Raw genomic sequence first — 25,491 nt, forward strand, 5'->3', positions numbered from 1 at the left:
GTATCTTTGCGAACGCATTTTATTATAATATGACTCAAAACGCACTGCAACCGGCTGACATCACGGATGAACTTCTGGCCCGGTATGAAACTGTAATCGGACTCGAAGTGCATTGTCAGCTCCTGACGGAATCCAAACTTTTTGCGCAGGACAGAAACCTTTTTGGGGCTGATCCTAATACAAACATTGGCCCGCTTACGATTGCATTACCAGGGACATTGCCCAAAATCAATAAGAAAGCAGTTGAATATGCGGTCCGTTTAGGACTGGCTTGTGGCTGTTCTATCAGTAAAAGGACGATTTTTGACCGCAAAAATTACTTTTATCCTGATCTGCCGAAAGGTTACCAGATCTCTCAGGACAAGAAACCGATCTGCGAAAATGGCGGTGTGACGATTTCCACAAAAAACGCGGAAGGAAAAATGACCGAAAAAGTGATCCGCTTCCATCACATACATTTGGAAGAGGACGCCGGAAAATCGGTGCATGATGGCAGTGTTACCGAAACATTGCTGGATTACAACCGCGCCGGGACGCCTTTGGTTGAAATGGTTTCCGAGCCCGATTTGCGGTCTGCGGAAGAAACAGGAGCATTTGTTACCGAAATACGCCGGCTTGTGCGCTATCTGCACATTAGCGATGGCAATATGGAAGAAGGCTCGCTGCGCTGCGATGTCAATGTTTCCCTCAGGAAAAAGGGAGCTGAAAAACTCGGCACGAAAGTGGAGATCAAGAACATGAACTCGATCCGTAACATGATGCGGGCCATTAGTTTTGAAGAAAAGAGACAAGTTGCTATGCTCGAAAATGAGCAGGCGATCCAGCAGGAAACGCGGATGTTCGACGTGGAAAGCGGGCAGACTTACGGCATGCGCGTGAAGGAAACGATGAACGATTATCGCTATTTCCCTGATCCTGACCTCAGTCCGGTTGTTGTTTCTGATGAATGGCTTGAAAGCATTAAAGCCGATATGCCCGCATTGCCGCACGAGCTGCGTGAGAAATTTACGCATCAATATGGAATTCCGGCTTACGATGCGGCTGTGCTCACGGATACGCGCGAAATTGCTGCTTACTTCGTAGCAGTTTGTGCAAAAACAAACGCCTATAAAGCTGCTTCGAACTGGTTGATGGGACCTGTGAAATCGTATTTGAATGATCACGAAGGCAACATCGACCGTTTCCCGATCAGTCCCGAAAGTCTGGCTGCATTAATCGACCTGAGTGAGGCGGATGTGGTGAGTAATTCGGTGGCGACGCAAAAGATATTTCCGGTGCTTCTGGCTGAGCCGCAGCGTGATCCGAAAGAGATCGCGTCGTCAAATAACTGGATTCAGAACAGCAATACAAACGAGCTTGAAACGTTGGTAAATGAGGTTATTGACGCAATGCCGGATAAGGTTGCAGCTTATCGAAAAGGAAAAAAGGGGTTACTGGGTCTTTTTGTGGGAGAAGTCATGAAAAAATCAAATAACACCGCTGATCCTAAGCTGGTAAGCCAGTTGCTCAACGCAAAACTCTGATAGCCAAGCCTAACAAAAACAATACAGAAGGTTATGAAAGGAATAGTCAAGCAAAGTATTTTCATATTTAGTCTAGCTTTTTTGAGCCTTCAATCTCAGGCACAGCAACTTGCACCCAAGGATTTCTCGGTTAACGGTAAAGTGAAGAATGGTGCGAAAGGAGAGAAAGTAAAATTGCTGCGAACCACTGCGGGCGGATCATCAATCAAGCTGGATTCTACACAGCTTGCGGCCGACGGGACATTTGCTATTAAAGGAGTTGAGAATGATCGCGGAAGTTTCTTTTCATTGAACATTGCGGATCGTCAGAAGGTGATTTTGCTGGTGGAAGGTGGTGAGACATTCAATGTTGTTGCCGACGGAACTGCAAGGGACGAAAAGGGAAATGGTGGCAACGCAGATATTTCCGGATCCAAAAACATGGAATATTATGGTCAGATAGACAAGCTTATGCGGTCTTTCGCGGCCAAAGTGACGGGCTGGAACGAAGAATATGCGAAGGCTGAGGAGAAAAAAGACGCTAAGAAAATCCAGGAAGTGCAACAGGCATTTGCTGGCGCGGACAAAGAAAGGCTGGATGTAATTAAGAAATTGCTTCCTGAAATGGGCACATCATTAGTCGCCCTTTTTACGGCGAACAATTTTTTAAGTCCGGATAATGATCTTGAAATGCTTAAAAAGCTGGCCGACGACTACGAAAAAGTAACGCCGACACCGACATTAGCGAAAGGTTTTATTGGTCAGATAAAAAGAATTGCGGGCGTTTCAGTCGGACAGCAAGCGCCTGATTTTACATTGAATAGCCCTGACGGAAAGCCGGTTGCATTGTCCTCACTGCGCGGAAAGTTTGTCTTAATCGACTTCTGGGCATCCTGGTGCGGACCTTGCCGGATGGAAAATCCGAATGTTGTGCGCATGTATGACAAGTTCAAGGACAAAGGATTCGACATTTACGGCGTTTCACTGGATGATAACGAAAAAGCCTGGAAAACGGCCATTGAGCGCGATAAGCTGAAATGGCTGCATGGATCGGAATTAAAAAAATGGAATTCCGGCGTTGCGCAAACTTATGGCGTGAATGCCATTCCAGCCACATTCCTGATTGATAGAGACGGGAAAATCATTGCCAAGAACTTACGCGGGCCAGCATTGGAAAGCAAGCTTACTGAATTGCTGGGCGCTCAATAATAATAGATTAGATGTAGTTAAAAATCCGCAAGATCTGTCTTGCGGATTTTTTTTATGCGCCAACATCTTCCAGACTATAATAAAACTGTAACGGATCGGGAAATTTGAAGTCGTATTTATAATGCTGATTCAATTTTTCACCTGATATAACCTTGAAATCGGGCTTTTCGATTGGCTCGATAAATGTGGGTGCTTCCCAGTCGAATTGTGCGCAGGACGTTTCATAAACTTCACGGCGCGTTGTGTGGATCGGCGATACAATGTTGAATGTTTCATTCACGATGCCGGATTCAAGAATGGTCGTTATAATTCCCACAGCATCATCCCTATGTATGTAATTGACAGGAATTGAGCCGGTTGTCATATCTTTTTTACCCTGCACATATTTCCCTGGAATGCGGTTATAGCCTAGTAAGCCGCCTAGCCTGAGAATGGTAACATTACGGTCGGGACGTAAGGCAGTTAACAGATTTTCCGCCGCAACCATTTCCGGAGATTCCGATTCCTCAGGTGTTTTTACATCATTTTCAACTACAATCCGGTTCAGCTCGGGATAAATGCCCGTTGAGCTAATGAAAATAATGTCGCGGATTCTCGACTGATTAATCTCCTGAATGACTGCTTCGATCTGTTTTACATAAAATCCTGGTTCATTCTTCGTCAGGCGCGGCGGTAACGAGATCAGAAGCGTATCAACGTCGAAAAATGTATCCAGACCCTCTTTGGATATGAAGTCAGGATTCATCGGAATCAAATGGGCCGAGATTCCTTTTTGCACGAATGCGTTCATTTTTGGCATTGTAGTGGTGCTGCCACTGATTTCCCACGTACTATGCAGGCTTAGTAAGCGTTGAGCTAATGGAAAACCTAACCACCCGCATCCCAGAATGCTTATTTGTTTTTTTTCTAATTTTGAATCGTTATCCGTCATTTGATATTAAGGCTATGTTCCTATCGAGATTTGCTCTCTTTTGCTTCCTGATTTCTGTTTCTTTTATTTCCTGTAATAAAGATAAGCGCCTCGAATCCGACACGAGTGAGGCCGTTGTCAATGTTCAGTCCGAAAATCTGGATCAGGCACTTTTTGCCTGCAAATCGGTTAAAGATGTGGAAAATTTTCTCGACGCGCGTCCATATCTGGCAAAGGAATATTTTGCGAGTTCACAAATGGATCCCCGACAGCTGGCAACGCATTTATTCAATATTTCACAAAACCCTGATTTTCAAGCATTTCGCAGCCAGCTCGATAGCCTCATAGGCGACCGTAAACACAACATTCTTGACCCGCTGGCGGAAGCATTTAAGCAAATAAAATATCATTATCCTGCCTTCCAAGCACCCAAAGTGCAGTTTTTGGTAACAGGCTTCACAGGAACAGACCTATATATAACCGATTCCCTGATTATTATCGGGTTGGATTATTTCGGCGGGCCAAACGCCATGTATCGTCCGGATGTATTTGATTATCAGCTGCGCAGATACCAGAAAGAATACATTGTTCCTTCTATCGTCTTTTTCGAATCCAACCGTTTCAACAAAATTGATCCTACCGACAAGACATTGCTCGCGGATATGATCGGTTATGGCAAGGGTTATGCATTTGTAAAACAGATCATGCCGGCTGCCGCGGATAGCCTGGTCATCGGATATTCGGCCGACAATTTGCGCAGAACGGATGCGAGCCAGCAGCAGATATGGGCTTATTTTATTGCTGGAAAATTGCTGTATGAGTCTGCGGAGATGAAAAAAAAGAAGTTCATTGAAGAACGTCCATTCACAACCGAAATCGGGCAAAAGGTGCCGGGCGCCATTGCGCGTTGGGTGGGCTGGCGGATCGTAAACCGTTTCCGGGCCGAAAATCCGAGCATAACCCTTTCCGAATTGATGGGAATGGAAAACGCTGCACAGATTTTGCAGGAATCGGGATATAACGGCGAACCAGACGAAGTAGAGTAAGTTTTTTGTTTACTTTTGGCAGTCACTAAGATCCCGAAACGCCGTTGATACCGTTTACACTCATCATTTTTCTTCTTCTTGTGCCTGGTTTTGTGGTTATCGGCGTCTATCTGGAGCGCAAGGTTTCTGCATTTATTCAGGATAGGATGGGTCCGATGGAGGTAGGTAAATGGGGCTTGCTTCAACTTTTCGCCGATTTGCTCAAACTCCTTCAAAAGGAGGATATCGTTCCAAAAGCCGCGGACAGGCGTCTTTTTCTTCTCGCCCCATTTGTCATTTTTGTTTCCGTTTTTGCTGGTTTTGCAGTCGTTCCGCTGGCGCCTGACCTGGCCGGCTCAGGGGCATCGGTCGGCGTGTTTTTCTTGCTGACCATTGTTTCCGTGGACGTTATAGGGCTTTTAATGGCCGGATGGGGTTCTAATAACAAGTTTGCGCTGTTCGGTGCCATGCGTGCTGTGGCGCAGATCATTTCCTATGAAATCCCACTGGGATTATCCATTTTGTGCGTGGTAATGCTTTCGCAGACTTTGGATTTACAGATTATCAGTTTTCAGCAAGGCATTTATTCCAATGAGCCTGTTTATTTATTTGGCATAAAAGACCTGGGCATTGATGTGACGAATGTAGGTGGCTTTTTGTCCTGGAACATTGTCCGGAACCCCTTTTTACTATTGGCATACATTGTCTTCTTTATAGCCTCATTGGCAGAATGTAACCGCGCACCTTTTGACTTGCCGGAAGGTGAATCGGAGCTGGTTGCCGGATTTCACACCGAATACTCAGGCATGCGCTGGGCACTTTTCATGCTTTCGGAGTATGGAATGATGCTGCTGGTTTGCCTGTTAGGCGCTATTTTGTTCTTGGGAAGCTGGAATACGCCTTTCCCCAACATTGGCCCGTTGAAGCTGGCCGACTGGACCAGTGGAGAACCCGGAACCTGGTTTGGTTACATTACGGGTATATTCTGGCTGCTGGGGAAAGCGATTTTCGGAATTTTAATTCAAATGTGGGCACGCTGGACGCTTCCGCGACTGCGTGTAGATCAGCTTATGTATCTGGGATGGAAAGTCTTAACGCCGGTTGGACTCGTGCTTTTCTTCATTTCCGGCGTCTGGCGGCTGATCGGGATCTGATTACTCAGTGATTTCAGCGCCGTCCAGGATGTAATTCATCTGATAAATATCGTCTGCATTCAGCTTTAATGTTCCTACGAAGGTCAGACGTTCATCCGTTTTGAACTTGCGGCCATCTTTTTTCTTGAAATTCAAAGTCATAACCGTCTCAGGGCCCGCGCCTCCGCAGAAGAAGCAAGCACTGAAAGGAAATGCGGAAAGCACATATAAATTAGCATCCAGATCCACAGGCAGGATGTATCCCGTAATGGTAACCTGCTGATTTTTCAACTTCTGAACACTCGGCCCGAACGTAGGATGAAGCATATAAATGGATTCTTCGGCGTACCACTTCTTTTTGAAAGTCACATCACGCAACGTTTCCCACGTCACCTTAACCGGGTTAACAGCCGGCGTAAATGCGAATAAAGAGGTAAAGCAAAAAAGTAATATGATGATTCTTACAGATTTCATTGCGCCTTATTTTGTCTTGGTTAGGATTTAGCTAAGTAAACAAATTTACGCAGAATATCATTCCTCTGCCAGTGTGCGGGAGATATTCAACCGGTAAATGCCCAGCGAGGGAAGTGCTGAGGCCAGGAAGCCGATCAGCAAGGCTGCAAAAAACAGGTAAATTTCTTCGGGCAGAATCGTGAATTTCCGCAACGAATAATGAAAATCCTGCTCTGCGGCTCTCGAAAACAGCCAAAGCCCAACGCGGCTCAGAATAATCCCTGAAAAATAGCCGATTACGGCCAGCATTAAGCCTTCCAGCAATAGCATCAGGAATAGCCTTGTACGCGTTGCGCCCATAGAAAGCATGAGCGCCATCTCGTATTTTCGTTCTTTCAGTGAATTGTAAAGCGAAATAAAAACGCTGATCCCCGCAATGCTGATAATGATAAGTGCCAATGCGCGGAGTGTTTCAATGCCCACGCCCAGCAGCGAGAAAAGCCGGTTTATTTCAATGCTGGGTAATGCGGCCTGCATGGATGTGTTTTCGTTGATCTGCCGCGGAAGGGTCATTAATCCCATTGGATTCCGGAATTGGATCAGTGCGCTGGTAACTTGCCTGCCTGCTTCGGCTTCGTCGTGCTCTTCATGCTCCTCATGTTTGGCAGCGCCTTCTTCTCCATGCGCATGAACGTCCCAAACGCTTGATAATCTGGTCAGTATAAGCTGGTCGACAACGGAGCCAGTGGTTTCGAAAATACCTGTAACCTTGTATTTCTTGTCATTATGCGCCTCGCCCGCACCATCGAGCCCATGCGAGCTGGCGAATGTATCACCGATTTTCAACTGTGACATTGCCGCCACCTTACTGCCGATTGCAACCTCCATCGAAGCATTATAAATCTGCCCCTTGGCCAGTTTTGCCTGAAAATGCTCGATATACTTTGGCGTCGTGCCCACGATCCTGAACCCCTGATAACTGTCGCCCATGGAAAGCGGAATTACGGTTTTAACAAAAGGGTTTTTACGCAATGCATCCACTTCGGCCAGCGGCACATTGCCCGTAGGCGCGTCGATCTGGTAAATGCTGGACAGGATCAGTTGCAACGGGCTGCCTTTGGCTCCCACCACCATATCAATGCCGCGAATGTTCCGGCGAAACTGCTCGTCCAGTTGTTTGTTGAGCAGCAAAAGCAGTGATATCATACCAATTCCCAGCGTAAGCAAAAGCGCACTTAAAAAACTGTTCAGCTTTTTCTCTTTCAGGTTGGCCAGACTTATTTTGACAACATTCATCTGTTCAGGATTAGGATAATGGCACTATTAAAGGTGGACCTGGTTGGAAAACGCATCTTTCAACCGCTGGTCGTGCGTGACCACAACCAGGCTTGCGCCTATGGAGGCGGATTGTTCCTTTAATAATGTGATTACTTTTTGGGTATTGTTATCGTCCAGGCTGGACGTAGGTTCGTCGGCGAGAATGACATTTGGCTCGTTCATGAGTGCGCGGGCAATGCTTACACGCTGCTGCTCGCCCTGGCTGAGTTGATTGGTTTTTTTGTTCAAATGTTCCGCAAACCCCAGTTTTTCCGCCAGCATACGGGCTTTTTGTGTGTTTTCTTTCTGATCTGCCAGATAGTTGGAAAGCAGTATATTTTCCAGAACCGAAAGCGAGCTGACAAAATGGGGTTTCTGATAAATGATCCCGATATTTTTCGCCCTTACCTTCGTTACTTCTTCCGGGGAAAGGGCTGTTACCGGCTTTTCTGCGATCAGGATTTGTCCCGATTCAGGTTTCAGCAGCAACGCCAGCAAGTGCAGCAATGTCGTTTTTCCCTTGCCCGACTGGCCCAATATCAGCAGTGTTTCCTTGTCTTTGCAGTGAATGTCCGGGAAGCTGAACTGCTTTTGGGCTGAGTAAGAAAAGTGAAGATTGGTGCTTGAAATCATTGCAAAGGCTGTTTTTCCATTTGCAATGATAATGAAGTTTTATTTTTGGCAACATTAAAAAATTTTCGTGTTACAAATAAATCATTCGGAAATACGTTGAAATGGTGATATACCCTGAATAAAACCAACAACTGTTCTATTTTTGCAAAAAATTGATCTCACAAATGCGTAGAAAATCTGAATTAAAGAAAGTGTCCGGGGCATTGGTGTTTATCTTGACTTGTGGGCTTTTGTTTATGAATCAGGATGTCCAGGCGCAGAGCAGGGGCATTTTTGTTCCGTATTCAACAGCCGGATTTGGGCTCGGGACTTCTAGCTATTTTGGAGATTTCGCACCTTACAGAAGGCCACTTGCTTCCACATTTAAAATGATGCGTTGGAGCATTGGCGGGAATTACACACGCCATTTTACGCCCCGTTTGGGTGCAAGAGCAAGCTTTATTTATGCGCGTATCGCGGGTGACGATTACATTATGAATCGTAGCGAGAAGCAGGAATCCAACATTTTTTACGCCCGAAACCTGCATTTCAGAAATGATCTGAAAGAATTCTCTGTGCAGGGTATTTTCAAACTGACACCTGATAACAGAAGCTACGACAGAAGACCGCAGTTTGGCGCGTATCTGTTTGCCGGGATAGCGCTTACGGCTCACAACCCGAAAGCACTTGATTCGCTGGATGGCGATTGGGTTAAATTACAGCCATTGGGAACTGAGGGTCAGGGAAATGAAGGTTATGATAAACCTTACTCGCTGGTTCAATTTGCAATTCCTTTAGGAATTGGAGTTCGCTATAAGATCAACTCTAAGTTTGATATTTCAGCAGAACTGGGTTTCCGTAAGACATTTACAGATTACTTAGATGATGCGCACGGAAAATATGCGGATCCGGCATTGTTTGCGGACAATCCGACTGCACTTGCACTAAGTAACAGGACAACAGAGCGTTATGCTGCAAGAAAAGGAGCTGACCGCACGGAGGCTTTGAAAAAATTCCTTGTTGTTAACTACATGCTGGATACCAATGATCCCTTGGCAGCATTGCCGACCACGGGCTTTGGAGCGCCGGGCACAGACCGGGGAAACAGCCCAACTTACACGGACAACTATCTTTTTGGTATGATCCATATCAACTATATGTTGCCATCGCAGATCAAATGTCCTCCATTAAAATAACTAAGGCATCCATTGAAGTCTTCTTTAAAATTTATAAATGCAAAATACTTGCTGCTTAATCTGGCGGCAGGTATTTATTTTTTTGTGGCCTCCGGGAATGCGGTTATGGCGCAAAAAATCGAGATAGGAGCGGGGTTAGGCGCATTGAATTACAAGGGAGACATTGCACCTTCGGTTAGGCTTCGTTTTTTTAAACCCGCCGGAAGCGTTTTTTTTCGGTATAATCCTTCCCAGGCATTGTCTCTGCGGGCGGAACTGATGGGCGGCATTATCGGCGCGGAGGACAAGCATAGCAAGGATCCTTTTCAGCAAGCGCGTAATTTTTCATTCACATCGCGCATTTTTGAAGGAAGCGCCGTTGCGGAATATAACTTTCTCAATTTTCAGGAGCGGCGTTTTGCTGTGAACTGGAGTCCATATGTTTTTGGAGGAATCGGGTATACCAAATTCAATCCTGATCCGCAAGGCGTGGGTTACAAAACCAGCTCGTTTGTGCTTCCTTATGGGGTTGGGATCAAATATCAGATCCGGCGTCCCTGGAACATTGGCATCGAATACGGAGCCAGAAAAACTTATTCGGATTATCTTGATAACTTAGGAGGGGATCCGATAGGGACTGATAAATTTCAGCAAGGCGATCCGTCTTTGAAGGATAATTACTACTATTTACGACTTGCAGTTACGTACACTTTTTATAAAATCGTTTGCCCTTGATCCTATGAAAAAAATTCTCCTTATCGTTGCCGGCGTGCTTGTTGTTGTTTTAGCTGGATTTTTTGGAATGAGAAAGTATACCAAATCTTTCAGCCCGGAAGCAGTTGCAGAAACGACGAACAATGGTGTAAGTGTAAAAGTCACTTATAGTAAGCCAGGCAAGAAAGGAAGACTGCTTTTTGGCAGGGAACAAGATAAGGCACTTGCGCCCTACGGGAAAGTCTGGCGCACCGGCGCTAATGAAGCCACACTCATTGAACTCGGCGAGGGCCTGTCTATCGGCGGCAAGCCGGTGAAAGCGGGCACTTATTCGCTTTACTCGGTCCCTGGGCAGAGCACCTGGAAAATTATCCTTAACTCGGAGACCGGCCAGTGGGGCACGGAATATAATGATGGCAAAGATGTGATGCGCGTGGAAGTGCCTATCAGGATCAGGCCGACAGTTCAGGAATTGTTTAATATTTACTTCGAAGATATACCGGGCGGCGTCAACATGATTTTAAGCTGGGACCAGACAGAAGCATTGGTTCCTATCACCAAGTAAACCGCTCGTCTGCACGCTCCTTATGTTTGTTGAAGCTATTGAAAAAGTAGATCAGTACACCCGTCCCATTCATTTTATATTGCGTTATTACACCGGCAGTGACATTGTGCCGGGCACTGCTACATTGTTTTTTGTGAATGAAAATGGCTTTGCGATTACCTGTAGGCACGTAGCGCAGCAGATCTTGTATGCCAGCTCCATTTATGAGAATTACCTCAAATTTAAGGGTGAGCTCAGAAAATTTGAGAAAGATCCCGGGCTGGAAACACAGCGCGCTTTTCTGGAAACCAAATACAGGATCAGCAACGATAATCCGATCCGGATACTTTTTAATTTTATCAACTGCGTTACGGCTTACAAAGGCCTGGCCATTCACCTGCACCCGACTCAGGATCTGGCGATCATTCAGTTCCGGGATTATGACAGCAAGCAATATCAGGGTTATGCGCGCTTTTTAAAAGATTCCAGACTTGTAAAGCAAGGACGATATCTCTGCCGCTTAGGCTATCCGTTTCCCGAATTTACCAATTATCAATACAACAAAAACACAGGTGACATTGAGTGGCTCAAAGCAGGCCGCATCAACACGCCGAGTTTCCCGATCGACGGCATTATTACGCGCCATATTGGTGAAAGCAATGGTGTTGTGGGCATTGAAATGAGCACACCAGGATTAAGAGGACAGAGTGGCGGGCCGCTTTTTGACACAAATGGGATCATTTACGGCATGCAAAGCTCCACGCGCCACCTGCATTTGGGATTTGACCAGGTGAATAGGGAAGTGACAACGGAAGGACAAAGGAAAAGGGTTTCTAATTATCCTTTCCTGAATGTGGGCCAATGCGTGCATGTGGACGTGATCAAGCAATTCCTGCGCGAGAAAAACGTCACATTCTATGAAGAGGAAGTTTAAAGGATCAGCATTAATTCTTCCAGGCGCCTGATATCGTATGTAGGGCTCTCATCAAACTGGAGTCCGGCGGGATTGTAATAAACCGTGTCCATTCCAAATTGCTTCGCACCCATAATGTCGGCCACCCAGTTATCCCCGATCATAATGCTCTCCGAGGGCACCGCCCTGGCCGTTTCCAATGCGTAAGCGAAAATTTTAGGATCCGGCTTTTTGGCGTTTGCCGTGTCAAACGTAATGATGTTCTCAAAAAAGTGGCCTATTTCCGAGCTGGCGATCTTCCTCGCCTGGATTTCGTTAAAACCATTCGTAATGATGTGCATGGAATAGCCAGCCGAGTTCGCATAGTTGAGCAGATCGAGCGCGCCTTCCAGCAAATGCTTCTTATCCGGCAATGTTCGAAGATAGGCCTCGCCGATTTCTGTGTGATTAGGAGGCAAGTTGGCGCCGAGTTCTTCAAACACCATCTTGAACCTGTTTTCACGTATATAGGTATGGTGCACCGTTCCGCGATCAAATGCATCCCACAATGCGGTATTTATTTTCAAAAAAGACTGGATAAACGAGTCCAAAGACGATACTCCGTACTGAATCAGGGTCAATGTGTGAAAAATTTCTTCCAGCGATTCGGAAGAATTTCTGTCAAAATCCCAAAGTGTATGGTCCAGATCGAAGAAAAGATGCCGGTATTTCATATCTGGTAAAAATTCAAATTTTATTAGAAAAGTGAAATTTAATTTTTATTCACCAAAATTCATAAATAAAAAATAAGAAGTGATCCAAACGGCATAACCGGGTCGTATGTCATTTGATAAGTTCTATTAATTATTGCAATAGGAACACAGCGTACAGCCAGTACACGTATATTCTTCAAAAGAGGGGTTTGTTGTTAACAGTTGTTAATGAAATTTATTTTACAAAAAAAAGAAACCTAAAGATTTGCAAATTCTTTTTCAAATCCATTTCTTTGATATGTATAATTCAAAATACAGAAAAGACAGTTCAATATTTCACTAAACAGAAAGGAGAAACAATATCGACGAACCGCTCTACGTTAACTAAATCGAATAGTAAAAATGGAGAAAGTCCAAGTTAGCGACAGTGAGTTGGTAACATTGTATATCCGCGGTAATGAAAAGGCATTTGAAAAGCTTGTTCAGCGCCATAAATCAAGAATATACACCACTATTTATCTGATTGTCAAGGACCAGTATGTAGCCGAGGATTTATTACAGGATACATTTATCAAGGCCGTTGACACGATAAAAGGTGGTAGATATAATGATGAAGGCAAGTTCCTGCCATGGATTATACGTATCGCACACAACCTCGCCATTGATTATTTCAGACGCGATAAACGCTACCCCAATGTAGTATTTGAAGATGGAAGCAGTGTTTTCAATACGCTGGATTTTTCGGAGGATTCCGTAGAGTCAATCCAGATTCGTCAGGAAACACATGAGCAACTGCGGGAGATGATCCAGCGGTTACCTGATGTTCAGAAGCAAGTCTTGATCATGCGCCACTATGAGGACATGAGTTTTCAGGAAATTGCCGATGCAACAGGAGTGAGTATTAATACGGCATTGGGCAGGATGCGTTACGCGTTGATAAACTTGCGTAAGCAATTCAACCAACGTGCCCCACAGTATGACAAAAACTTTTACCTACGATGACGTTGTAAGGTATTTATATGCCGAAACAACAGAGACTGAAAACGACCTGATTGTTGAGGCCCTAGCGCTTGACAATGATTTGATGAGCTTTTATCTGGACTCGCTCGACATTCAGAGCCAGATGGATAAAATCGTTCGGACCCCTTCGGATTCGTCGGTTGCGAAAGTTTTCAAATACTCCCAACAATTTTTACCGAAAAGACCCACCGCTCTTTCTTTTTAAGAGGTGGGTCTTTTTATTTAATTTGTAACCGCCTGTATTAATTTGCAGGCAGGATTTTCCTATGCTTAGAAAAGACCGATTCAAGTTCTTCCTTGATTATTTTACCAATAACTTCCCAGAACCTGAGACAGAGCTGCATTACGGAAGTCCTTATGAGTTGCTTGTTGCCGTAGCCCTTTCCGCGCAATGCACGGATAAGCGTGTGAACATGGTTACGCCTGCGCTTTTCGAGCGGTTCCCCGATCCGGTTGCACTGGCGGCCTCTAATGTGGAGGAGGTTTTTACTTACATCCGCTCCATTTCTTATCCCAACAACAAAGCCAAACATTTAGTGGGCATGGGAAGAATGCTCGTCGAGCAATTCAATTCCGAGGTGCCCGCTTCCATAGATGACTTGCAGAAGCTGCCCGGCGTCGGACGGAAAACTGCAAATGTGATCGCATCCGTTATCTTCAATCAGCCTGCTATGGCTGTCGACACCCATGTTTTTCGCGTTTCACGACGCATTGGACTGGTGCCGCTTACGGCTACCACGCCACTTGCGGTTGAAAAAGAACTTTTAAAATATATTCCCAAAGATCTCGTTCATAAGGCGCATCACTGGCTCATTCTGCACGGGCGCTACATTTGCCTCGCCAGAACCCCAAAATGCATGGAGTGCCCCTTGAGGCCGTGTTGTAAATTTTACGAAAAGAATGTAAAAGTTTCCCTTTTTCAATCCTGATTACAACCATTTCAAGGTTACTAGCATCTGTGTTAATAGTATCAGTCCCCATTAATTTTAAAGAAGAAGGAAAAGAAATGAAGCGAATTAATTTATCATTGGTCATCGTATTTGCGCTGCTTATCGGTTTGTCGGGTTGTATGGATTCGGATGGTCCGGATGACACGGCAAAAGTGAAGGAAAACGAGACCGCGATCGAGAACTATCTCAAAACAGACAGTCTGGGATCAAAAGCAATCAGAGACAGCTCCGGCCTTTATTACATCACCCGCGTTGCGAACCCGAACGGCCAGCTTGCGAACAGAGGAGATGCTGCAACCATCAAATACACAGGTTATCTGCTCGACGGGACCAAAGTGGTGTCGTCAACTGTGGACAGCAAGACAACTTTTACCTTCCCGGTTGAAGGTTACCTTTTCTGGGGTGGCATTGAGAGAGGGATATTTTTGATGAAGACGGGCGAAAAAGCAACATTCTTCTTGCCTTTTTATCTGGCTTCCGGAAATGTGGATAAAGTGAACATTCCGGCTTATTCGCCGATCCGTCTGGAAGTTGAATTTATTCAGACACGCTCTGAAGTGCAGCAGATTGATGAATTCATTGCCAAAAAGAATTACAAAAATTTTGAGCGGACATCTGATAACCTGGTTATTATCAGATCAAACCAAGTAACCGGCGATACGATTAAAGCCGGAGAAGCGGTCAAAGTTAAATATGTAGGTAAGCTTCTGGACGACGTCAAGTTTGATGAAGGCACCAGCTCATTTATAACTTCATCAGGCGGCACTATTGCAGGGTTCGACCGTGCGTTGCGTAAACTACGCAAAAAAGAAAAAGCAATCATTATTTTCCCATCGGCACTAGGATATGGGAAAACCGGTAGGGGCGACAAAATTTTGCCTTACGCACCGTTGCAATTCGAAATAGAAGTTTTAGCAGATTAGAATTCGTAAGCATCTCAATATCAGTGTAAAAGGTAATGTCCGCGGCATCGTTCGCGGACATTTTTTTATGCAAAAAGGTTGGTAATAACTTGGGTAACGCGCTGCAAATCATCCTCCGCCAGGCTGGAACCGGAGGGTAGGCAAATGCCGGATCGGAATAAGTCACCGGCAATGGTGCCCCCAAAATAAGGCGCGTCCTTAAACAAAGGCTGCATATGCATCGGTTTCCATAGATGCCGGGATTCAATGTTCTTGCATTCCAGTGCTGCTATTATTGTTTGCGGAGAGATTCCTGTTTGTTGGAAATCCAATGTCAATGCGGTTAACCAGCGATTGGAAAAGCATTCAGGAGGTTCATTCTGAAATTGTAATCTGGCTAATGTGCTGAATGTTTGTTGATAAAATGTGTAATTCGCGCGTCTTTGGGCAATTCGATCTTCCAGAACCTGCATTTGTCCTCTCCCTATTCCTGCGCAAATGTTGCTCAAACTGTAATTGTAACCGGTTACCGAATGCGCATAATGCGGTGCAGGATCTCTGGCTTGCGTTGCCAAAAACTTAGCTTTTTGAATAGCCGTCTGATCGGCCGACCACAGTGCCCCGCCACCCGATGTCGTAAGGATCTTGTTTCCGTTGAAAGAGAAAATGCCAAATTTGCATAATGAGCCAGCCTTTTGCCCTTTGTATGCAGAGCCAAGTGCTTCCGCGGCGTCTTCGATCAATGGAATGTCGTGGTGATGGCATAATGTTATAATCTCATCCATACGCGCAGGCATGCCATATAAATGCACAATAATGATGGCTTTGGGTTTTTTGCCTTTTCTGACACAATGCTTGATAGCACTTTCCAAAGCATCCGGACAAATATTCCAGGTAAGTGGTTCACTGTCAACAAAAACAGGCGTTGCGCCCTGGTAGAATATCGGGTTAGCACTGGCTGCGAATGTAAGGGACTGACATATGACGAAATCCCCTCTCGTGACGCCAAGCAAAACCAATGCAAGATGTAACGCCGCGGTCCCCGATGACAGTGCTGCCACATGTCCGCAACCCATAAACTCCTCAATCTGCTTCTCAAAAGCATCCACATTCGCTCCGACCGGTGCGATCCAGTTTGTGTCAAATGCCTGTTGAATGTAACTCATTTCCGTCCCGCCCATATGTGGCGGAGACAGCCATATTCTCTTTTCCATAGTGTGTTTGTTTAATGATTCGGGCAGGATTTCCGCGGGCAATGGCTCCATCGGGAATGTTTCTCGTAACAACGCTTCCTGCGCCGATCAGGCAATTTTTACCAATAATAACATTGGGAACCACCACGCTTCCGGCGCCAATCGAGGTGCATTCACCAATCGTAACATTACCACAAAGCACCGCCCCGGGCCCAATGTGAACGAAGTCCGAAATCCGGCATTCATGTTCGATCAATGCGCCGGTGTTGACAATGCAATGATTCCTGATAATTGTATCTGTTTGAATTACAGTGCGATGCAGTACTGCATTGCCGTAACCAAACTGAACATCAGGCGCAATGAGGGATGAAGGATGAAATGCATTGGCAAAACCGTGACTTACCTCAGCGGCCAGTTTCTTTCGGATCATATTATTGCCAATCGCAAGAATTAAAGGCTGAGCAGATTGCAACCCAGGATCATAATTTGAAACAGAAAATCCTGCACAAGTTTTCCCGACCGGATCATCGTCGAAGATCGCATGGATCTCAAATCCTGCATCCCGCAACAGGCTGATGATAATTTTGGCGTGGCCGCCGGCGCCGTAGATGAGCATAGTTGTTAGAAGTGAATGAGTAAATGAGTGAATGGGTGAATGAGTGAATGAGTGAATGGGTGAATGAGTGAATGAGTGAATGTTTGAATGTTGAAATTTTAGCCTTTGAATGTTTTAAATGGTGCTGATGAGTGTTCTGTTTGATTTTTGAAAATTGTTGAGCAGGTCAAATACAAAATCTTCATATCCAGCAAGAAGGAACGGTTCTCAACATACCAGACATCGAGTTCAAATTTCTTTTCCCAACTGATCGCAGTGCGCCCGTTCACCTGCGCCCAGCCGGTTAAGCCGGGCAAAACGTCGTGACGCCTGCATTGCTCAGCGTTGTAGATTTCAAGATATTCCGGGAGTAATGGTCTCGGGCCTACCAGGCTCATATCCCCTTTTAAAACATTCCAGAGTTGGGGGATTTCGTCTAATGAAGATCTGCGAAGAAATTTGCCGAATCGTGAGATAGACGGCGGAGCATTTGGCTGATATAAAGTGCTTTGAACGTCGGTTAATGTCCGGAATTTGTATATAGTGAAAATCTTCCCATACAAGCCAGGCCTCAACTGACAAAAAAACACATTGCCTTTGGTTTCAAACCAAAGGACAAAGGATATTATAAAAAAAAGCGGCGACAGGATGATTAGTCCGGTCGCCGCTAAAAATATATCTAAGAGTCTTTTTCCTATTTTGAGGTAGGCAGCATTAAACGCGTTAGAAAAGCTCCGGGTAATGTTCCGGGTTGGCTTCCTGCATGATCCGATAAGCTGCTTCAAAGATGTCATCTGCATTTGGTTTAGAGAAATAATCCCCATCCGATCCATATGGAGGACGGTGATCTTTCGCCGAAACGGTTATGGGTGCAGAATCCAGCCAGCGATAAACATTTTGCTTCTCAACTACTTGCTGCATCATATAAGCAGAAGCGCTTCCCGGCAAATCTTCGTCAGCGAAAATAACCCTGTTGGTTTTTTTGACCGATTCCGCAATGCTGCTGTGAATGTCAAAAGGCAACAAAGTCTGCACATCAATAACCTCTGCTTCAATGCCTGATTTTTGCAATTGAGCAGCGGCTTCCATTACTATACGGCACATTGAGCCATAGGTCACAATGGTAATGTCATTTCCTTCACGAATTATTTCAGGTTCGCCCAATGGGACGCAGATTTCGCCTATATTATCTGGAAGAATTTCTTTTTGGCGGTAAGAATTCAGCGGTTCAACGATCAGCGCCGGATCGTCGCCTTTGATTAATGTATTATAAAATCCAGCCGCCTGCACAAAATTTCTTGGCACAATAACATGAATTCCGCGGAGGCTGCTCAGCATGGTGCCCATCGGCGAGCCCGAGTGCCAGATCCCTTCGAGCCTGTGCCCGCGCGTACGAACGATCAACGGTGCTTTTTGACCGCCAGCTGTTCGGTAACGCAACGTTGCCAGATCGTCTGTGAGCGTTGCTAGCGCGTAATAGATGTAGTCAAAGTATTGAATTTCGACAATCGGCCTCAATCCGCGCATGGCCATGCCAATTCCCTGGCCCACGATCGTTGTTTCCCGGATTCCCGTGTCAGTAATCCTTAATTCACCGAATTTTTCCTGCAAGCCGGCTAACCCCTGGTTTACATCTCCAATAAAACCAACGTCTTCACCCAATGTTACCACGCGCGGATCTCTTTCGAAAAGCGCATTGAAATAAGAACGAATGACCTCACGGCCATCAACGGTCGGGCTTTCTTCTGAAAATTCGGGTTTTACCGGGGGGACATTTAACGGCGAGTCGGCAGAATCGCTGTAAAGATGGGTGCTGAAACGCTGTGCATTGTCTTTCAGGCTATTTTGAAGGGAGGCTTTGAGCGCATCTTTCGACGGATTATCTTCTCTGCCGAGCAACCGCAATGCTTTTCGAATGCTGGAAACCATATCCCTTCTTACCGGCAAATACGTTTTGGAGAGTTCCAGGACTATATTACTCAGCTCATTGGCATGTGCGCTTGAACGCATGGCATCCTGCAGGAGCTGGATCGTTTCGAGATATTCTTTATCCAGTTCCTTGCGGTAAGCCTGCCAGGCCTGGTTACGGGCGCTATGAGCAGTTTCCTTGGCCTCAATTTCTATCTGTTCCAGTTCCTCGTCCGTTGCATAACCATTTTGGAGGATCCAGTTCCTGAATATCACATTGCAGTCCTGGTCATTTTCCCATTTCAGGCGCTGCTTGGATTTGTATCTCTCGTGAGAGCCCGAAGTGGAATGTCCCTGTGGTTGGGTGAGCTCGGTAACATGGACTAAAACAGGAACCTGCTCTGCCCTGCAGAGCGCTGCGGCCCGCTGGTATGTCTCGATAATGGCCGGATAATCCCAGCCTTTTACTGTAAATATTTCTAATCCCGGCTCTTCCTCATTCCGCTGCAAACCTGCCAGCGCTTTGGAAATGCTGGACTTTGTAGTTTGATATTCAACAGGAACTGAGATGCCATAACCATCATCCCAAACCGAAGTCAGCAATGGAATTTGCAAAACACCAGCCGCATTCATTGCTTCCAGGAACATGCCCTGAGAAGTGGAAGCGTCACCGATCGTTGCGAAAACAATTTCATTTCCCTGACGTGTAAAGTTGGTCAGATCGTGCAGGTCTTTATTGTTCCTGAATAATTTTGAAGCGTATGCAAGCCCCACGGCGCGTGGAATCTGGCCTGCCGTAGAAGAAATATCGCAAACTGAATTATAGAGTTTTGTCTGGTCCAGCCACTGGCCTTCTTCGTCCAGCCACCGCGTAGAAAAATGGCCGTTCATGGACCTCCCGCCTGTGCTAGGCTCATGTTCGAGATCGGCGTGGGCGTACATTTGTGCGAAAAACTGTTGCCATGTAATGTTGCCAAGCGCCGCCTCAATGGTCTGGTCGCGGTAGTATCCCGAGCGAAAATCACCCAGCTGAAATGCCCTCGATAATGCGATCTGAGCTACTTCCTTACCATCTCCAAAAATGCCAAATTTCGAACGTCCACCCATTGTGTCCTTCCTTCCCAGCAAACTCACCTGACGACTTTCGCACGCAAGGCGATAGTCTTTGGTGATACTTTCCTTACTCAACACACTGGAACCGGTCAAACTATCATTTTGAAGCATAAGCAAAATTTACTTGGAATTAATCCGTAGTTAAATTACGTTTTTTTGAATGCAAGCCAAAATTATGCAGGAAAATAATAAAGACCGCAGCAGCGCGTATAACTTTCGGCCGCATTGTTAATATTGGTTAATGATTATTAAATTTAAGTTTTATAACTTAATCTTGTTTGCTAGTTACTTTTTTCACCACTAAATGTATAGTTAGTATCATGAAAGTATTTTTTTCCGCGCTGGTTTTATTGGTAGGCTTGTCCACCGTTAGTTTTGCGCAAAAAGGTGTGTTGAAATTCAAGGAAGAAACGCACAAATTTGGTAAAGTGCCACAAGGAACGCCTGTAACACACGAGTTTGTATTTACTAACACAGGTTCCGATCCGGTTGTACTTTCTAACGTAACCGTATCTTGCGGATGTACAACGCCGGTTTGGTCAAAAGACCCCGTGCTTCCAGGTAAAACAGGTTCTGTAAAAGCTACATTCAACGCAGCCGCAGCAGGTCCGTTTAATAAGCCTGTAACTGTTTTCAGCAACACCGAAGGAGGTTCGATTACATTATACCTGAATGGTGAAGTTGTTCCGAAAGCAGCAGCAAAATCTTCAAAATAACCCTTAACGGTTATTTAATTAAAATGGCAGTCCGGGGAGGGCTGCCATTTTTTTGTGCTTTAAATGAATGTTGTGTTAGTGGCCTGAGCTGAATGTTAACCCCTCATGCTAGTAAGCAGACCTGTCGTAGAACGAACGGCGGCGGGTCACTTTCAAATCCTGCAGAATGCTGGATTTTACTTTCAATGTGAAGTTGTAATTGCTTACACGCGAAGCACTTCCCGCAAACGGCGTCCAGCTGAAACTCATATCCCAGCAATGCAGGTCGCGGTAAAGGGTTAAGGACGTAATAGTAGGCTCAAATGCAGTGAAGTCGAAGCCCGTATTAACACTGACCTTGAAGTTTTTGGACAAACTGAGGTCCCCCGTAACCTGAACAGCCTGAATGAGTTGTGCTCTGGAAAGTCCGGGTTTGGTGAGGCCGAAGTTATAGTTCAGCGACACATTCCAGGGAATATTGAAATCTACATAGAGTTCCGGGTTTTGGGCGATAAACTCACGCTGCTCCTCAGTAACGGTCGGGTTTCCGTTCGCTGGTGGCACCACAGGTTTTGTCTTGTCAGAGCTTTTCGGTGCAAAACTGGTTCCCAACGTAAAGCCCAGGTTTTGCAGGTTCGCCAATCCCTGACCTTGCGTAACAGCATATTTATTCACCCTCGTTCCCACCTGATTGCTCAACACCCGTGGATTCGCCTCATATGCGTAAGGATCCAGGTTCATATTAAAGTTCAAGTTCAGGTTCTTACCAATTCTTGCATTGGCGTTCACCGTAATGTTGGACAGGTTCAGCGAATCGGCCAGCAGGTTATAATTTCCCCCCAAACTCAGGTTGTCCAGCAACGACACTTTTTCAAACTGTTGCGCAGCCGTGTCGCTTTTTGTTTTGAGTTTCATTTCAAATGAGTTGTTCAAACTAAAAGAAACGACACTCGAAGCCTGCCCGTTGCTCACACCCGTTCCCACACCCCTGAACCTGGATAATGAGTATTCCCGGTCCAGGCCGCGGTTTTTAATGTTTACTTTTTGATAAAAACCAAAAGCATCACCCGTGAAATCCGGCGTGTAAGTGAATGATAATGAAGGGATAACAGTGTGGCGGATTGCTTCCAGACGCTTGCCTTTAACGAAGAATGTTCCGTAAAAACGCGTATTGACACCCGCACCGAAGTTGTAAGAATATTCCGTTCCGGCCTGCCTTAATGTATCAATGCGGACCTGGTTTTTCTCAACTGAATAAGCGTATTGTTTGGTAAAAACTTCACCTTGCAGGGAAAGGCTCGGCGTAACATTCACGAATCGCAAAACTTTGAAGTTAGGAAGCGAAATCGGCAGGCTGTAACGGCCCGTGAACTGCGCATCCTTCAACATTTGGGGAAGATTATTAAGATTAAATTCAACTACTTTGGTTTTGTTAGCGCGTGTCGGATCAACGTTGTTAATGATCGAGAAGCCCAGGCTTGATGAAGAAGTATCTATCGCAGTCAGCGAGTTGGTCAATGCGTAGTTACCACTGAAATCGAGTCCAAGACGGAAGCTTTCATACCAGCGTCCCCGCCCGCCTTTTAATGCGAAAGGCGCAATCTGGTTTACGCCAAAGCTGAAATCGGTCGAAACGTTGGTCTTACCATTTTTCTTTCTTCCGTCAGCCGGATCAATTTGCCCGAAATTCTGGTTTACCCGCAAACTCGCCGCAGCGCGCATGAACTGCCCGAACGTACGGTTATACTGAACGGACGAACTCGCGACATTGGAAATGTATTTATTGGTTTCAAATTCCTGTAACTGGTTGTAACTGTTGCTGCTCACATTCACATTTGCAGAAAACTGCGAATTCCCGCGCGGCCTCGGCGCATGCGACCAGATAATGCTGAAATCATTGGTTTGTCCGCGGCCAAGATCCCTGTCCACCTCGTCACTGGACTTATTTTTATTGAACCGCAATGCGAAATTACCATTGTACTGGTACCGCCTTGAATACGTAGAAGCCACGCCCAAACCCCAGCTTCCGGTTGAGTAAATCTGCCCGGTTACGGATGCATTGATGTATTCACTGATTGCAAAGTAGTAGCCACCTTCCCGCAGGTAGAACCCACGTCCATTAGGCTCCTCACCATACGTAGGGAAAAGGATCCCGGAAGTTCCGTTTTCTTTCTTTTTTGGAAAAGGGAAAAACCCGAAAGGAAGCGCAATAGGCAACGGAACATCGCTGATTACCAGGTTGAATGGCCCGGAAATAACCTGTTTTTTATTCACCATTTTTATCTTCGGCGCATTGATGTAGTAATGCGGATGTGTCAGATTACAGGTCGTATACATGGAATGGCGAATGTAAAAATTGCCTTCCGCATCCTTTTTTACCTTTTCACCACGAATGTTCCCATCCCCTTCCTGCGTTACAATGCCCTGAATCAAGGCCTTTTTTGTTTTGAAATTATACCGGATCTCTTTGGTATTGTAAGTCTCAGGCCCATCCTGAAATATGGGATCGCCGATCGTTTTCTTTGAGGTAGAGTCGGCAGGATCGGGGGTTCCAACGGCGTAAACTTCATTGGTGATCCAGTTAAGCCGTATATAACTGGCTTTCAGGTTAATGGTCCCGTAAGTCACTTCTGCATTTCCATACAAATGGACCTGCTTTAAAACCGCATCCGTGATCGTCGAATCCTCTGACGTATATTTAACCGTGTTTTGGAGATCGTCCTGATTTGATAAAGAATCTACCGCGGTGGAATCTGCTAATCCTTTGTTAGTGAGGGAAGTATCGCCCCCTGCAATTGCACCATTGACGGACGCAGCATTCTTCCCGGCACCGGTTGTGTCGATGCCAGCTTGTTTTTTTACAGCAAGGAGAGAGTCCGCTGTCTGTTTGGCAGAAGTTGTGACGTTCGGCTTACCCTGATTTTTCCCGGTTCTCTTAGTGCGTTGCTGTACACAGGCGACTGTGCTGAATATAAGAAACGCTGCCACTACTGACGATATAATAATCGCCTTTCTTTTCAGTTCTAACAAATAGCGTATTTTTGCATAACGAATTTCAAAATTAGCAGAGAAACCTCTAACGAGTAACGCCCTAATTAAAAAATAATGTTAAAAGTTCTTAAATTAGTAATTGTAGTAAGTGTCCTTTTTGTAAGCCTCGCTTTTGTAATTCAAGATGATGCCGCACCTGCCAGATCCAGCAAAGTAAAAACGGTGGTCATCGACGCAGGCCATGGCGGTAAAGATCCCGGGACGCGCGGACGTGTTACCAAAGAAAAAGACGTAGCACTGGCAGTTGCACTTGAACTCGGGCGAAAGATCAAAGAAGAAACTCCGGAAGTAAAAGTACTATATACCAGATCAACTGACGTTTTTATTGAATTAGGGGAGCGCTCTGCTTTTGCAAACCGCAACAATGCCGACCTTTTTATCTCGGTCCATTGCAATGCAACACCGAGCTCCCGGTCCGTGAGAGGAACGGAAACATTCGTGATGGGTTTACACAAAACACAAGGAAACCTGGACGTTGCGAAGCGCGAAAACTCGGTTATCTTGCAGGAAACGAACTATAAGCAAAAATACAAGGGCTTCGATCCAAACTCACCATTGGCGCACATCATGCTCGCCAACTACCAGAGTGCATTTATTTCCAGCAGCCTTCGCCTGGCAGATCTGATTGAAAAGAAATTTCAATCTGTGTCCGATCGCGACAGCCGCGGTGTAAAACAAGCCGGGTTTTTGGTGTTATGGAGATGCGCTATGCCCAGTGTTTTAATCGAAACAGGCTTTTTATCCACGCCGGATGAAGAGGAATATCTGGGTTCAGAAGAAGGCCAGAAAGAAGTGGCGGAATCCATTCATCAGGCGTTTATGGCATACAAGAAAGATATGGACCGGTAAATACGGCGATATCTTATATTTCGAGTTCAATACATTAGCCCATGAAAATATCAAGAGAAGCAAAAGTTGGGATAATGGCCGTTTTCGCCATTGTCATGTTATATTTCGGCTTTCACATCCTAAAAGGCTCCGACGTTTTTTCCAGAACACATCAGTACTACGTGGTTTACGACAACATTGACGGTCTGACAGCCTCCAATCCGGTGCTGCTGAATGGTTTGAATGTGGGCCGTGTGCAGGAAATCAGGTTATTGCAAAATCAAAAGAACCGGTTGCTGGTAAGCATCGATGTGCAGAAAAGTATTGTTATTCCTGCGGGAACGGCCGCAATCCTCGCGGATGGCGGGTTACTGGGTGGAAAAGTCGTTAATCTCGCCATGGGAACCGGCCCGGCTTTGCAGGATGGTGATACATTAGTTTCGCGAAAGGAAGCGGGCATTTCTGCCGTTTTGCAGCAGCAGGCATTACCGCTCGTAAACCACGCCGATTCGCTCATTAAGAACCTGGATGTAGTGGTAATGGGATTTAAAGAAACCGGTTTGATCTTGAACCAGGTTTTGAAGAACTACAACCAGACCGGGACGAACTTGCAGGGGTTACTGAATGAAAACCGCGCTAATCTGGTCGCCCTGACCTCCAATCTGAACAAACTTTCCACTTCCCTCGTCGAAACAGAAAAGGAATTGAAGCCGCTTTTGGCCAAAACAGGCACATTAGCAGACTCGCTTAATGCTTTGCGGCTGGGCGAAACGGTGCAGAATGCAAATAAGACCATTGGTGAACTGCATACCTTGCTGGCAAGCGTGGAATCGGGCAAAGGCACTGCCGGAAAGCTCATTAAGGACGAAACGCTTTACAATAACATTGACCGCACGATGGTAAGCCTCAACAAACTGTTGACCAACCTCCGCGAACATCCGAAGCGTTACATTAACATTTCCGTTTTTGGTAAAAAAGACAAAGGCCCGTCCGAATCCCCGCTCGATACAACCACGGTCATCAAATAGACATTTCAG

25 protein-coding genes are annotated in these 25,491 nt (G+C 45.7%); 15 read left to right on the top strand and 10 right to left on the bottom strand.

The window, feature by feature from the left end:
• Positions 1 to 29: 29 nt before the first annotated feature.
• Positions 30 to 1,523 carry an Asp-tRNA(Asn)/Glu-tRNA(Gln) amidotransferase subunit GatB gene (gatB, locus tag NFI80_RS19585; protein ID WP_235165912.1) on the top strand — a complete coding sequence of 498 codons (1,494 nt, stop codon included), beginning with the start codon at positions 30 to 32 and terminating at the stop codon, positions 1,521 to 1,523.
• A gap of 33 nt (positions 1,524 to 1,556) precedes the next feature.
• Positions 1,557 to 2,711, top strand: coding sequence for a peroxiredoxin family protein (locus NFI80_RS19590; RefSeq protein WP_235165913.1), 1,155 nt, complete (start codon positions 1,557 to 1,559; stop codon positions 2,709 to 2,711).
• Positions 2,712 to 2,763: 52 nt separating this feature from the next.
• Here NFI80_RS19590 and NFI80_RS19595 read toward each other — a convergent pair whose 3' ends face one another.
• Entirely contained in the window at positions 2,764 to 3,501 is a 738-nt protein-coding gene (locus NFI80_RS19595; protein WP_235165914.1) for a Rossmann-fold NAD(P)-binding domain-containing protein, read from the bottom strand.
• Between the two features lie 155 nt (positions 3,502 to 3,656).
• On the opposite strand from NFI80_RS19595, the gene NFI80_RS19600 reads away from it, so the two are divergent.
• Positions 3,657 to 4,667 carry a gliding motility protein GldB-related protein gene (locus NFI80_RS19600; RefSeq protein ID WP_235165915.1) on the top strand — a complete coding sequence of 337 codons (1,011 nt, stop codon included), beginning with the start codon at positions 3,657 to 3,659 and terminating at the stop codon, positions 4,665 to 4,667.
• 47 nt (positions 4,668 to 4,714) lie between these two features.
• The gene (locus NFI80_RS19605; RefSeq protein WP_233799209.1) at positions 4,715 to 5,800 is read left to right on the top strand and encodes a complex I subunit 1/NuoH family protein; all 1,086 of its coding nucleotides are present in this window, start codon (positions 4,715 to 4,717) and stop codon (positions 5,798 to 5,800) included.
• Here the strand turns inward: NFI80_RS19605 and NFI80_RS19610 are convergent, their stop codons facing one another.
• From NFI80_RS19610 to NFI80_RS19620, 3 genes are read right to left on the bottom strand one after another with little or no spacing between them, the layout of a single operon-like run.
• Entirely contained in the window at positions 5,801 to 6,253 is a 453-nt protein-coding gene (locus tag NFI80_RS19610) for a DUF3299 domain-containing protein (RefSeq protein ID WP_235165916.1), read from the bottom strand.
• A 57-nt stretch (positions 6,254 to 6,310) separates the two neighbouring features.
• Positions 6,311 to 7,528: an ABC transporter permease gene (locus NFI80_RS19615; RefSeq protein ID WP_235165918.1), complete on the bottom strand. Its 1,218-nt coding sequence runs from the start codon at positions 7,526 to 7,528 to the stop codon at positions 6,311 to 6,313.
• Between the two features lie 27 nt (positions 7,529 to 7,555).
• The gene (locus tag NFI80_RS19620; RefSeq protein ID WP_235165920.1) at positions 7,556 to 8,182 is read right to left on the bottom strand and encodes an ABC transporter ATP-binding protein; all 627 of its coding nucleotides are present in this window, start codon (positions 8,180 to 8,182) and stop codon (positions 7,556 to 7,558) included.
• Between the two features lie 164 nt (positions 8,183 to 8,346).
• On the opposite strand from NFI80_RS19620, the gene NFI80_RS19625 reads away from it, so the two are divergent.
• The 4 genes from NFI80_RS19625 to NFI80_RS19640 are packed head-to-tail and all read left to right on the top strand — an operon-like array spanning position 8,347 to position 11,528.
• On the top strand, positions 8,347 to 9,357 hold the full coding sequence (locus NFI80_RS19625) for a hypothetical protein (RefSeq protein WP_233799058.1): 1,011 nt from the start codon (positions 8,347 to 8,349) through the stop codon (positions 9,355 to 9,357).
• A gap of 12 nt (positions 9,358 to 9,369) precedes the next feature.
• Positions 9,370 to 10,071 carry a type IX secretion system protein PorG gene (porG, locus tag NFI80_RS19630; RefSeq protein ID WP_235165921.1) on the top strand — a complete coding sequence of 234 codons (702 nt, stop codon included), beginning with the start codon at positions 9,370 to 9,372 and terminating at the stop codon, positions 10,069 to 10,071.
• A 4-nt stretch (positions 10,072 to 10,075) separates the two neighbouring features.
• On the top strand, positions 10,076 to 10,615 hold the full coding sequence (locus NFI80_RS19635; RefSeq protein ID WP_235165922.1) for a DUF2911 domain-containing protein: 540 nt from the start codon (positions 10,076 to 10,078) through the stop codon (positions 10,613 to 10,615).
• A 22-nt stretch (positions 10,616 to 10,637) separates the two neighbouring features.
• A complete protein-coding gene (locus NFI80_RS19640; RefSeq protein WP_233799055.1) occupies positions 10,638 to 11,528 on the top strand; it encodes a trypsin-like peptidase domain-containing protein in 891 nt (296 codons plus the stop codon).
• Here NFI80_RS19640 and NFI80_RS19645 read toward each other — a convergent pair.
• Positions 11,525 to 12,220, bottom strand: coding sequence for a YjjG family noncanonical pyrimidine nucleotidase (locus NFI80_RS19645; protein ID WP_235165923.1), 696 nt, complete (start codon positions 12,218 to 12,220; stop codon positions 11,525 to 11,527). The genes NFI80_RS19640 and NFI80_RS19645 overlap by 4 nt on opposite strands.
• A gap of 381 nt (positions 12,221 to 12,601) precedes the next feature.
• Between NFI80_RS19645 and NFI80_RS19650 the strand changes: the two genes are divergently transcribed.
• From NFI80_RS19650 to NFI80_RS19665, 4 genes are all read left to right on the top strand, one after another.
• Entirely contained in the window at positions 12,602 to 13,201 is a 600-nt protein-coding gene (locus tag NFI80_RS19650) for an RNA polymerase sigma factor (protein ID WP_026632052.1), read from the top strand.
• On the top strand, positions 13,176 to 13,424 hold the full coding sequence (locus NFI80_RS19655; protein WP_233799053.1) for a hypothetical protein: 249 nt from the start codon (positions 13,176 to 13,178) through the stop codon (positions 13,422 to 13,424). The genes NFI80_RS19650 and NFI80_RS19655 overlap by 26 nt, the downstream gene beginning before the upstream one ends.
• A 61-nt stretch (positions 13,425 to 13,485) precedes the next feature.
• Positions 13,486 to 14,148, top strand: a complete 663-nt coding sequence (nth, locus tag NFI80_RS19660; protein WP_233799052.1) for an endonuclease III — start codon at positions 13,486 to 13,488, stop codon at positions 14,146 to 14,148.
• Positions 14,149 to 14,225: 77 nt separating this feature from the next.
• A complete protein-coding gene (locus NFI80_RS19665; protein ID WP_235165925.1) occupies positions 14,226 to 15,092 on the top strand; it encodes an FKBP-type peptidyl-prolyl cis-trans isomerase in 867 nt (288 codons plus the stop codon).
• 65 nt (positions 15,093 to 15,157) lie between these two features.
• Here NFI80_RS19665 and NFI80_RS19670 read toward each other — a convergent pair whose 3' ends face one another.
• The 4 genes from NFI80_RS19670 to NFI80_RS19685 all read right to left on the bottom strand — a co-directional run bounded on the left by NFI80_RS19670 (position 15,158) and on the right by NFI80_RS19685 (position 19,991).
• Entirely contained in the window at positions 15,158 to 16,285 is a 1,128-nt protein-coding gene (locus NFI80_RS19670) for a DegT/DnrJ/EryC1/StrS family aminotransferase (protein ID WP_235165928.1), read from the bottom strand.
• A complete protein-coding gene (locus NFI80_RS19675) occupies positions 16,212 to 16,880 on the bottom strand; it encodes an acetyltransferase (RefSeq protein ID WP_235165930.1) in 669 nt (222 codons plus the stop codon). Before NFI80_RS19675 ends, NFI80_RS19670 begins: the two co-directional genes overlap by 74 nt.
• A 98-nt stretch (positions 16,881 to 16,978) precedes the next feature.
• Positions 16,979 to 17,557, bottom strand: a complete 579-nt coding sequence (locus NFI80_RS19680; RefSeq protein WP_235166239.1) for a sugar transferase — start codon at positions 17,555 to 17,557, stop codon at positions 16,979 to 16,981.
• Positions 17,558 to 17,582: 25 nt separating this feature from the next.
• On the bottom strand, positions 17,583 to 19,991 hold the full coding sequence (locus NFI80_RS19685; RefSeq protein ID WP_235165931.1) for an alpha-ketoacid dehydrogenase subunit alpha/beta: 2,409 nt from the start codon (positions 19,989 to 19,991) through the stop codon (positions 17,583 to 17,585).
• 209 nt (positions 19,992 to 20,200) lie between these two features.
• Between NFI80_RS19685 and NFI80_RS19690 the strand changes: the two genes are divergently transcribed.
• Positions 20,201 to 20,596, top strand: a complete 396-nt coding sequence (locus tag NFI80_RS19690; RefSeq protein WP_026632059.1) for a DUF1573 domain-containing protein — start codon at positions 20,201 to 20,203, stop codon at positions 20,594 to 20,596.
• Between the two features lie 108 nt (positions 20,597 to 20,704).
• Here NFI80_RS19690 and NFI80_RS19695 read toward each other — a convergent pair whose 3' ends face one another.
• Positions 20,705 to 23,563, bottom strand: coding sequence for a putative LPS assembly protein LptD (locus tag NFI80_RS19695; RefSeq protein WP_235165933.1), 2,859 nt, complete (start codon positions 23,561 to 23,563; stop codon positions 20,705 to 20,707).
• Positions 23,564 to 23,680: 117 nt separating this feature from the next.
• Here NFI80_RS19695 and NFI80_RS19700 point away from each other — a divergent pair, with 117 nt between their 5' ends.
• Positions 23,681 to 24,475, top strand: a complete 795-nt coding sequence (locus tag NFI80_RS19700) for an N-acetylmuramoyl-L-alanine amidase family protein (protein WP_026632835.1) — start codon at positions 23,681 to 23,683, stop codon at positions 24,473 to 24,475.
• A gap of 41 nt (positions 24,476 to 24,516) precedes the next feature.
• Complete coding sequence (locus tag NFI80_RS19705) at positions 24,517 to 25,482, top strand: MlaD family protein (protein ID WP_235165935.1); 966 nt, start codon at positions 24,517 to 24,519, stop codon at positions 25,480 to 25,482.
• The last annotated feature ends 9 nt before the right edge of the window (positions 25,483 to 25,491 follow it).

It is taken from the genome of Dyadobacter chenhuakuii (assembly GCF_023821985.2).
Taxonomy (GTDB): Bacteria; Bacteroidota; Bacteroidia; order Cytophagales; family Spirosomataceae; genus Dyadobacter; species Dyadobacter chenhuakuii.

Coding starts and splice junctions, on each gene's coding strand:
- gatB (WP_235165912.1), top strand. CDS start 30: ATGACTCAAAACGCACTGCAACCGGCTGACATCACGGATGAACTTCTG.
- NFI80_RS19590 (WP_235165913.1), top strand. CDS start 1,557: ATGAAAGGAATAGTCAAGCAAAGTATTTTCATATTTAGTCTAGCTTTT.
- NFI80_RS19595 (WP_235165914.1), bottom strand. CDS start 3,501: ATGAACGCATTCGTGCAAAAAGGAATCTCGGCCCATTTGATTCCGATG.
- NFI80_RS19600 (WP_235165915.1), top strand. CDS start 3,657: ATGTTCCTATCGAGATTTGCTCTCTTTTGCTTCCTGATTTCTGTTTCT.
- NFI80_RS19610 (WP_235165916.1), bottom strand. CDS start 6,253: ATGAAATCTGTAAGAATCATCATATTACTTTTTTGCTTTACCTCTTTA.
- NFI80_RS19615 (WP_235165918.1), bottom strand. CDS start 7,528: ATGAATGTTGTCAAAATAAGTCTGGCCAACCTGAAAGAGAAAAAGCTG.
- NFI80_RS19620 (WP_235165920.1), bottom strand. CDS start 8,182: ATGATTTCAAGCACCAATCTTCACTTTTCTTACTCAGCCCAAAAGCAG.
- NFI80_RS19625 (WP_233799058.1), top strand. CDS start 8,347: ATGCGTAGAAAATCTGAATTAAAGAAAGTGTCCGGGGCATTGGTGTTT.
- NFI80_RS19635 (WP_235165922.1), top strand. CDS start 10,076: ATGAAAAAAATTCTCCTTATCGTTGCCGGCGTGCTTGTTGTTGTTTTA.
- NFI80_RS19640 (WP_233799055.1), top strand. CDS start 10,638: ATGTTTGTTGAAGCTATTGAAAAAGTAGATCAGTACACCCGTCCCATT.
- NFI80_RS19645 (WP_235165923.1), bottom strand. CDS start 12,220: ATGAAATACCGGCATCTTTTCTTCGATCTGGACCATACACTTTGGGAT.
- NFI80_RS19650 (WP_026632052.1), top strand. CDS start 12,602: ATGGAGAAAGTCCAAGTTAGCGACAGTGAGTTGGTAACATTGTATATC.
- NFI80_RS19655 (WP_233799053.1), top strand. CDS start 13,176: ATGACAAAAACTTTTACCTACGATGACGTTGTAAGGTATTTATATGCC.
- nth (WP_233799052.1), top strand. CDS start 13,486: ATGCTTAGAAAAGACCGATTCAAGTTCTTCCTTGATTATTTTACCAAT.
- NFI80_RS19665 (WP_235165925.1), top strand. CDS start 14,226: ATGAAGCGAATTAATTTATCATTGGTCATCGTATTTGCGCTGCTTATC.
- NFI80_RS19670 (WP_235165928.1), bottom strand. CDS start 16,285: ATGGAAAAGAGAATATGGCTGTCTCCGCCACATATGGGCGGGACGGAA.
- NFI80_RS19675 (WP_235165930.1), bottom strand. CDS start 16,880: ATGCTCATCTACGGCGCCGGCGGCCACGCCAAAATTATCATCAGCCTG.
- NFI80_RS19685 (WP_235165931.1), bottom strand. CDS start 19,991: ATGCTTCAAAATGATAGTTTGACCGGTTCCAGTGTGTTGAGTAAGGAA.
- NFI80_RS19690 (WP_026632059.1), top strand. CDS start 20,201: ATGAAAGTATTTTTTTCCGCGCTGGTTTTATTGGTAGGCTTGTCCACC.
- NFI80_RS19700 (WP_026632835.1), top strand. CDS start 23,681: ATGTTAAAAGTTCTTAAATTAGTAATTGTAGTAAGTGTCCTTTTTGTA.
- NFI80_RS19705 (WP_235165935.1), top strand. CDS start 24,517: ATGAAAATATCAAGAGAAGCAAAAGTTGGGATAATGGCCGTTTTCGCC.